General features: G+C 55.6%; 7 protein-coding genes and 1 pseudogene. All 8 read right to left on the bottom strand.

From position 1 onward, the window contains the following. A pseudogene (locus NH344_RS17720) lies at positions 1-451 on the bottom strand (hypothetical protein); the annotation flags it as partial. A 56-nt stretch (positions 452-507) separates the two neighbouring features. Beyond that, positions 508-1,929 carry an MBL fold metallo-hydrolase gene (locus tag NH344_RS17715; protein ID WP_253028251.1) on the bottom strand — a complete coding sequence of 474 codons (1,422 nt, stop codon included), beginning with the start codon at positions 1,927-1,929 and terminating at the stop codon, positions 508-510. Positions 1,930-2,572: 643 nt separating this feature from the next. Further along, positions 2,573-2,764, bottom strand: a complete 192-nt coding sequence (locus NH344_RS17710; protein WP_016913348.1) for a DUF2283 domain-containing protein — start codon at positions 2,762-2,764, stop codon at positions 2,573-2,575. Next, positions 2,764-3,021, bottom strand: a complete 258-nt coding sequence (locus NH344_RS17705; RefSeq protein WP_074210383.1) for a DUF4258 domain-containing protein — start codon at positions 3,019-3,021, stop codon at positions 2,764-2,766. Before NH344_RS17705 ends, NH344_RS17710 begins: the two co-directional genes overlap by 1 nt. 161 nt (positions 3,022-3,182) lie before the next feature. Next, on the bottom strand, positions 3,183-4,280 hold the full coding sequence (locus NH344_RS17700) for a chain-length determining protein (protein WP_044630583.1): 1,098 nt from the start codon (positions 4,278-4,280) through the stop codon (positions 3,183-3,185). A 3-nt stretch (positions 4,281-4,283) separates the two neighbouring features. Beyond that, positions 4,284-5,093 carry an ABC transporter permease gene (locus NH344_RS17695; protein WP_044630586.1) on the bottom strand — a complete coding sequence of 270 codons (810 nt, stop codon included), beginning with the start codon at positions 5,091-5,093 and terminating at the stop codon, positions 4,284-4,286. Positions 5,094-5,296: 203 nt separating this feature from the next. Next, complete coding sequence (locus tag NH344_RS17690; RefSeq protein WP_253028250.1) at positions 5,297-7,030, bottom strand: polysaccharide biosynthesis/export family protein; 1,734 nt, start codon at positions 7,028-7,030, stop codon at positions 5,297-5,299. Then, positions 7,030-7,485, bottom strand: coding sequence for a DVU3141 family protein (locus tag NH344_RS17685; protein ID WP_054641794.1), 456 nt, complete (start codon positions 7,483-7,485; stop codon positions 7,030-7,032). The genes NH344_RS17690 and NH344_RS17685 overlap by 1 nt, the downstream gene beginning before the upstream one ends. Positions 7,486-7,911 lie beyond the last annotated feature (426 nt).

Raw genomic sequence — 7,911 nt, 5'->3', positions numbered from 1 at the left:
AATTAGCCAGCTCAGCTAACGTGCTACCCATACTAGTGACGTCATCTACTAATATATAACGACCACCATGCTGAACAGCTCCCTCGAATGAGGGTCTTGCAATGAGTCTTTCCATAGGGTCAGCCCCAGTATGAAACACTTTTTGCATTTGAACGATATCTGTTTCACTAACACCATCTAGCACCTCTGCGCACATCAGCGAGAGGATCAGAGGTAAAGCATTATCACCTGAAGCCTCTTGAGCGTAGGGCGATACAAAAATACTTCCTTCAGGAAATTCATTTTCAAGAGAGAACAGAAACTCAAGAGCCAAATCACCCACAAGTTGTAAAGCAGCTTCTGCATCTCCTGACTTGGCATCTCTATAGGCAGCATGCTGCTTTATATCTTCATCACTCGTGAAACAATGAAAATGTTTGGTTTCTTTTGGAAATGCATACACTCTATCCATTGCATTGTCTCAAAATGTGCAGCTGATCGATCTCCGTAACATACTTGGCCTGTTGATTAGCCATTATGAACCTTCACTTCTTTCCCTTTCCGAGCGTACATCGCTTCCAGCTCACGTTTGAGTGCGCTGCGGGCGGTTTGTTCGCCGTGCACCAGGTGGATGGTGTGGGGCCAGCGACGCATGCGTTTGACGAAGTTGAGCAGGTCTTTCTGGTCGGCGTGGGCGGAGTAGCCGCTGATGCTGGAAACGCCCGCTTTTATATCAAACCGCTCGCCGTCGATGTTTACCCAGCCGCCTTGTGGGCCGTATTGCTGAATATCCCGCCCTGGGGTGCCTGCGCCTTGGTAGCCTACGAATAGTACCTGGTGGCGTTCATCGCCGAGCATGGCTTTGAGGTAGTTCATAATGCGCCCGCCTGCGCACATGCCACTGGCGGCTATCACTACGGCGGGGCGGCCTGTGCTGGCCAGGTAGCTGACCGTTCGCTCGTGGGCTTCGTGGCTGTCTACGGTGTAGAGGTTGGCGAAGTTGAGCGGGTGGCGGCCACTGCGCAGGCGGCGTTGGGCTTCGTCGTCCCAGTAGGGTTTCAGCTCGCGGTATACCTGGGTGAAGCGGGCGGCCAGCGGCGAATCGACGATGATCTCCAGCGTTTGCCATAGGCTTTTGGGCAGCCCGCGTTTGGCGTTGCGCTCGGCTTCATGAATGATGCCTTCCAGCTCGTAGAGCAGCTCTTGGGTTCGGCCAATGCTGAAAGCGGGCACCATGACCGTGCCGCCGTTAGTGAGCGCTTGCTCGATGGCCTGTTTCAGCGTGGCGCGGCGCTGGCGGCGGTCGGGGTGGTTTCGGTCGCCGTAAGTGCTTTCGAGTACTAGCTGTTCACAGCCGTAGGGGGATTTAGGTGCGGGGAGTAGCGGTGCGTAGGGGGCGCCTAAATCGCCGCTGAATATCACTCGTTCCTTTTCACCATTGGGGTACTGGTGGGCGACTTCTACGTAGCTGGAACCAAGAATGTGCCCTGCCCGCTTGAGCTTTACCCGTGTGGTGATGTGGCCTTCTTCGGATTTTCCGACCACGGTGTGCCATTTGCCGTAGGGCACGCTGACGATTTGGCTTTCTAGCTGTTGCTGGAAACGCTCGATGAGCTGGGCGTTGCGGGTGAAGCCGATTTTTAGAGCGTCTTCAATCACTAGGGGCAGCAGTTTGGCCGAGGGGATGGAGCAGATGATGGGCCCTTTGAATCCCGCCGCCAGCAGGTAGGGCAAGCGTCCTACGTGATCGATATGTACGTGGGTGATGACCAGCGCTTTGACGGTGCTGATATCGAATTCGATTTGTAGCTGATCGAAGGCGTCTTCTGCGGCGTCTTCGCCTTGGAATAGCCCGCAGTCGATCAGCAGTGAGTGTTCGCTATCGAGGGTGAGCTGGTGGCAGCTTCCGGTGACGCCTGTGGCACCGCCGTGGTGGGTGATATTGAGCATTGAATTCCTTTTCGTGCTTTTTTCAGCGCTGTGGCGCGGCCGTCGCGGGCTGAAGCCCCCTCCCACAAGGGCTAGTTGCTTGGATAGGCTACCGGGCTTGCTGTGGGAGGCCAATTTATTGGGCGATTGCTTGAGCGGGCTAGGTGCGGTGGCTCAATCGGGGCGGCTAGCGCCGCCCTTCGCGGGTGCCTCTTTCGCTCGTTGCTCTCGCTCTTTCGTTACGCCGCGCTACGGGTTTGGTGCCGCCATTCGAGGTGTTGACGCGATTGATCGTTATGACGCGATACGAGGATGGTGCCACGCCTCATAACGTTGGCGGTGTTCCCGTAGCGCGGTGTAAGCGGAGCGCACCCGCGAAGCACCCCGTGAGGGGTGCTGGTGATGGCGTGAATGTCAGCGGTTACTGAATAGGTTCGATCAGGGCGGCTGGCGCCGCCTTCGCGGGTGCCTCTTTCGCTCGTTGCTCTCGCTCTTTCGTTACGCCGCGCTACGGGGGTGGTGCCGCCATTCGAGATGTTGACGCGGTTGATCGTTATGGCGCGAAACGGGGTTGGTGCCACGCCTCATAACGTTGGCGGTGTTCCCGTAGCGCGGTGTAAGCGGAGCGCACCCGCAGGAGCAGCGGGAGTCGTGTTGCGGTTAGTTAAGCGGCTTGGCTTTTTAAGAGTGGCCATGCACCTTGCTTCGAGGCCTCCAGAATGACGATTTCATTGATCGTGCCATCCTCAGCGTAACTAATATGTGTATGCCAATCTTGAGAAACCTCCCTGACGGTAGGCTTTTCTGATAGGTGCAGAACTAGAATATCATCTGCTTCATCGTAGGTAGTTCGCATTACTTATCCTCCCACTCAAAGTGATGCATGACTGTCTTTACCACTATTTTATCTTCCAAGACTGCTGCAATAGACAAAAGGTTGTCTTGACGATTTTCAAAATATCGCGCTATCCAAAACCGCGTAGCATCTTTGTATTTTACGGTTCCCTGCTCTACCAATTCTAGCAGCTCATTTTCTGTAATATTTCGAGTAGCCATGCGCTCACGGGCATGACGTGTTATATGAATATTTACCTTGAAACGGTGGCTATGCATATTTACTTTCTGCACTTTTGGTTTGGGCGTCTTGCAGACGCCTTCGCGCCGGGCCGCCGCTACGGGTGACTCTTTCGCTCGTTGCTCTCGCTCTTTCGTTACGCCGTGCTACGGGGTGGCGGCTCCCTTCACCACTCACCACTCACCACTCACCAACAATCCTAATCGCGGTGGTCTTTGACGATCATGATGAGCATGCTGAGGATGAACGCGAGGAAGATGGTGATGATGGCGAAGACGCTGCTGTTGTAGAGGCGGTTGGGCTCTGTTGGGTATTCCGGCATGAGCGGGCTTTGTAGCACGCTGACCTGCTTGAGCTGGCGGGCGGCTTCTAAGCGGGTGTTTTCTAGTGCGGCCAGGGCGCTGGAGTAGGTTTCCTGGGCGAACTGGGCTCGTAGCTCTAAGGTTTCGTACTCGGCAGAGACGCGGTTGAGCGAGTTGCCGGTGGCTTGGGCTAGGCGGTCGCGCTGCTCTACGATTTGGTCGCGCAAGGCTTCAATGCTGCGCTCTACTTGGCGTAGCTCGGCCGATTGTGAGCTTTGGAAGCTGGCCAGGGCGTTGCGCTGGGCCTGCAAGCGGGCTAAGTCGCCTTCTAGCGTTGCCACCACTTGGTTAATGCTTTCTACCGTGGCGGTAGGTGATACCAAACCGTACTCATTTTGGAATGCGAGCAGTTCGGCGCGGGTTTCTTCAAAGCGCTCTTCTAAGCGCACCATTTGCCGCTCTAAGAAGCGCACTTGCTCATCGGCTAAGCGGTGGCCCATTTCGTTCATGTGGTTTTCGCCAGCTTCTAGCAGCAGAGATGCCATATCGTGGGCGAATTCCGGCGTGTAGCCTTGCACACGAATGTTCAACACACCGGCGTATTCGTCTAGCTCTACTTCTACCCGGCGTAGGTAGTACTCGTGTAGGTCTTCGATGGGTACGTTAGGATCGCGCAGCTTGGCGAAGAAATCACCGTGTTCGCTGTAGTGCTGGCGGATGCCTAGCTGCTCATCCAGCAGGCGCAGCATGTCCACCGAGAGTAAGTGTTCACGTAGCAGAAGCAGGTCTGAGGTGTTGCCTGCACCACTGCCCATTAACGAAGAAAAGCTGAGTTCCGGCGTGGCGACCTGGGGGCTTTCCAGTACAACCGTGGCGCGGGAAACATAGCGATCCTCGGCCCATATAAACCAGTAAAAACTTACCAGCACAATAGCGATAAAGGCCAACGCCCAATGCGGCGACTGCTTTATAAAACGGGTAAACGATACGTGCATGGATTATTTAGCCTTTAACCGGTCAACAAAACGAAGGTGCATCAGTAGCCCTAGCGCATTTAGAGTTAATGTCACCAGCCAGAAGTAGAGCATGCTAGTGCCATGGATCACTTGATAATTTTCAAAAAAGCCAAGCCGCAAATTTTCAAGTGCATGCGGGACAGGGTTGAACATTAGATACTCAAGCAACCAGTGAGGTAATTGATTAAGCGGGAAGATCGCACCCGAGATAATCATTAATGGAAGAGAGAGCATTCGAATCACTTTACCTACTTCAGGCACCAGAGTTGCTGAGACGGATGTTACTAGTCCCAAGCCTACCCCTAGGCACCAAAGAGACATCCAAGCTGCCATCGCTCTAATGGCATTATCTGGGTACATATCGAGTCCCAGCATTAACCCCCCACCGATAAAGATGAGGAAGATAAAACTCCGTAGTGCGCCTTCAAGAAAGTTGCGCACTAATACTGGGTCTATAGGCTGTACTTGGCGATAAGCAAACAATGCACTGTTAGCATCGATAGCCCCCATACCGCGAATCATACCTTCACGTGCCAAAAAGAACCCCATCATCCCAACGATCATCCAGGGTATAAAGGGTGCATTCGCTATTAAGTTATCGCCACTAACGAAGCTACGAATACCCACCATAATGGCAACAAGCGCAAAAGGTTCGAAAATCATCCAGAACCAGCCCATGCGGTCGCTCATGGTGCGGGAAATGGCTTCCCGCATGAACATGGCGTACCACACGCTGCGGGTAACTTGCCAAGGGGTGCGCGCCCCTTTCGGGGCGCTGTGTGTGTTATTCATGATGCCGTTTCTTTTGAAAAGAGCGTAAATGAAGGAGCTGTTGATGATTAGGCTGCCTTGATCAGGGCGGCTCACGCCGCCTTCGCGGGTGCCTCTTTCGCTCGTTGCTCTCGCTCAGTCGTTACGCCGCGCTACGAGATACTACCTTCACTACTCACCATTCACTATTTACCAACCACCAATCACTATTTACCAACCACCCATCACAGATCCACTGCCACGCGGGTGGCTACAGCCACTTGGTAGAGGATTTGCGTGAGCGTGGCGGCTAGCTGCAGGTTGTGGGTGGGCGCTTCGGGCATCACGAGGATTTCATCACCTGGGCGCAGCGGCGTGTTGCGGGCGTTTTCCACCGCGCCGTTTTGGCGAACCAGCAGGATGTGGTCGTCGTCGGCGCGTTGGGTAAAGCCGCCAGCGCTTTCGATGTAGTCGATCACGCTCATGCCGGGGCGGTAGACCGCCGCTTGCGGCACCAGTACTTCCCCACTGATCAGGATGGAATCGCTGATTTCAGGAATGGTGATCACATCGCCATCTTGCAGGCGAACATCGGCAATGCGGTCGTTGTAGGCCACTACCAAGCGGCCGCTGGGCTCTAGCTCGCGGGCGCGCTGCACGAAGTTTTGAATCAGCTCGGCTTCTTGGGCACGAATTTGCGCTTCTTCGTTGGTGCTGGATTGGGCGCTGAGGTAGGTGGTTTCCAGGCGACGCAGGCTGTCTTCCATGGATTGCTGTTGCTGCTGCTTCACGCTTTCACGCTGTAGCGAAATGCTTTCCACGGCGGTCATGTTTTCCGGCACGGGAATGGCATCCAGCAGTTCGCTCAGGCGCGCATCGCGGGGTAGCGCAAAGCGGGATGGGCCATAGTAGCTGCCTTCGATTTCAACCACGATAGTTTCACTGCGCTGGTCGGCGCTAAACGCCACTTCATCGCCGCTACGAATGGTTTGAGTATAGAACTCGTTCAGCGGGAAGTACTGGGCCATGGGGCCATCGGAGCGGTCGCCGCGCAGCAGTACATGAGATACGCCGCTTCTGAGGCGGGCAAGCTCTACCAGTTCGGCACCGCTTAGCTGGTTACCGATAAGCTCGTAGCGGTGTTCACGGTGGACATCGCCCACTACGGCAATGGCCGGGCCGCGCTCTTCCACTACGATGGTGTCGCCATCCTGAAACTGCGGGCGCGCGATGCTGCCGTTGATCAGGAAGTCGTAGAGATCCACCGTGGCGACGGTTTGGTCGTTGCGAATCACGCGGATTTGGCGATAGCTGCCTAGGTCTTGATCAATACCGCCTGCTTGGTCCAGGAAGTACAGCACGGAGTCGTTGGGGGTGCCTGCAAAGCGGCCGGGGTTTTCCACGTAGCCAGTGACGAACACTGCCACGGGCTGCACGCCCTGTACGTTGGTGTATACCTGCACGTTTTCGGGGTAGACCGAGGTAATCGCACCGCGCACGCGGCTATCGACCTGCTGGCTGTTTTGGCCTTCTACATTGAGCGGGCCAGAGCCGGGAATAAAGATGTTGCCTTGGGCATCCACCGGCAGCACGCGGTCAAACTCGAACGCGCCCCAGGCACGCACAGTGATCTGGTCACCGGGTTTGACTTGGTAATCGGCATTTAGGCCGTCTCCCATCGCCCCACGAAAGCCACCGGTAAAGAGGTTGGCCCCAAAGGGGGGAAGCGCATCGGGGTTTTGCTGAGGCTGGTTCGCCACCGGGCCATAGGTGCCGCTACGCCAGTCGGCGCGGGGAGTGTCGTTCACCGGCGGCTCTACCCGCTGCTGGCTGGCCTGATCTTCCGGCAGGATGGTATTGGGTAGGCTTATGCTTTGTGCCCAGCTTGCGCTGCTGGCGGCGGTGCCCAGCAAGGCCAGAGATAGCACCGCTACCGGGCGCGTGAGAGAAAGCCGTTTCATTACGCGTTGCAAGCTCATTAATAGCGCCCTTGTGTGGTTCCTGGGGAATGCATCGTTGGCGAGAGCGACATCGCGCCCTGCTGGCTTTCTGGCAGCAGCATGCGCTGATTTACCCAACCGTTGGGGGTCGCACAGGTCAGCGCGGTACGGGCAGCACCGCTACCCTGCTCGATAACCCGCAGTTTGCGGCACTCGCGACCACTGGCCGCTAAATAGGGCGCATCGGCCACGATCTCGACGTTATCGCCCCAGGGGCTTTGTACTAGGTTGAGCACGGCTCCGGCTGGTGCTTGTGCGAGAAAGCCGTTGAGGTTTTCATCTTGCAGCGGCTTGGCGGTGTCGTTACCAAGCACGTACTGCACCTGCTGCTGGTTGCCGCTCGGGTAGGTAGCGCAGCCGCTAACAACGGCAACGCTCAAGGCGGCCAACAGCATGCGAGCTGGCCGCGCTATGAAAATGAGGGAGTTTGACATGGTGATTTCCAATAAAAAGGCACGCTACCGCCCAGGGATTGTAACGGGCGCATTCCCTTGCCCTACGCTGTGCGGATGAAATGTAATTAACCTGCGCCATTAAAAAGCACCCTGCATTGTAAGGGATTAACCGCTGGGGCTCTACGTTGACAAGGCTTTTACAGAAAATTAACTCTGTTTAGCATGCCGTGCATTAGGCGGCGTACAATAAAAAAATCGGCTCGCGTCCAAAATCCATGAACGTGACGGGGAGCAGCACCCCAACCTCACGTCAGCGAGATGAATTTTCTAGTTTTTAAGATCGAGTAGACATCATGGATTGACCTGCCCCTCCTCAACGTCGTGGATTACGTTGAGGTAGGGACCAAAATGCAGAGCCACTATTGAGGGAGGCAGGTCATGAAACAGTCTAACGCAACTCAGCAA

The organism is Halomonas sp. Ps84H-12 (assembly GCF_024124725.1).
Lineage (GTDB): Bacteria > Pseudomonadota > Gammaproteobacteria > Pseudomonadales > Halomonadaceae > Vreelandella > Vreelandella aquamarina.
The sequence above is the reverse complement of the archived record's forward strand: the minus strand, read 5'-3'. Positions and strand labels throughout refer to the sequence as shown.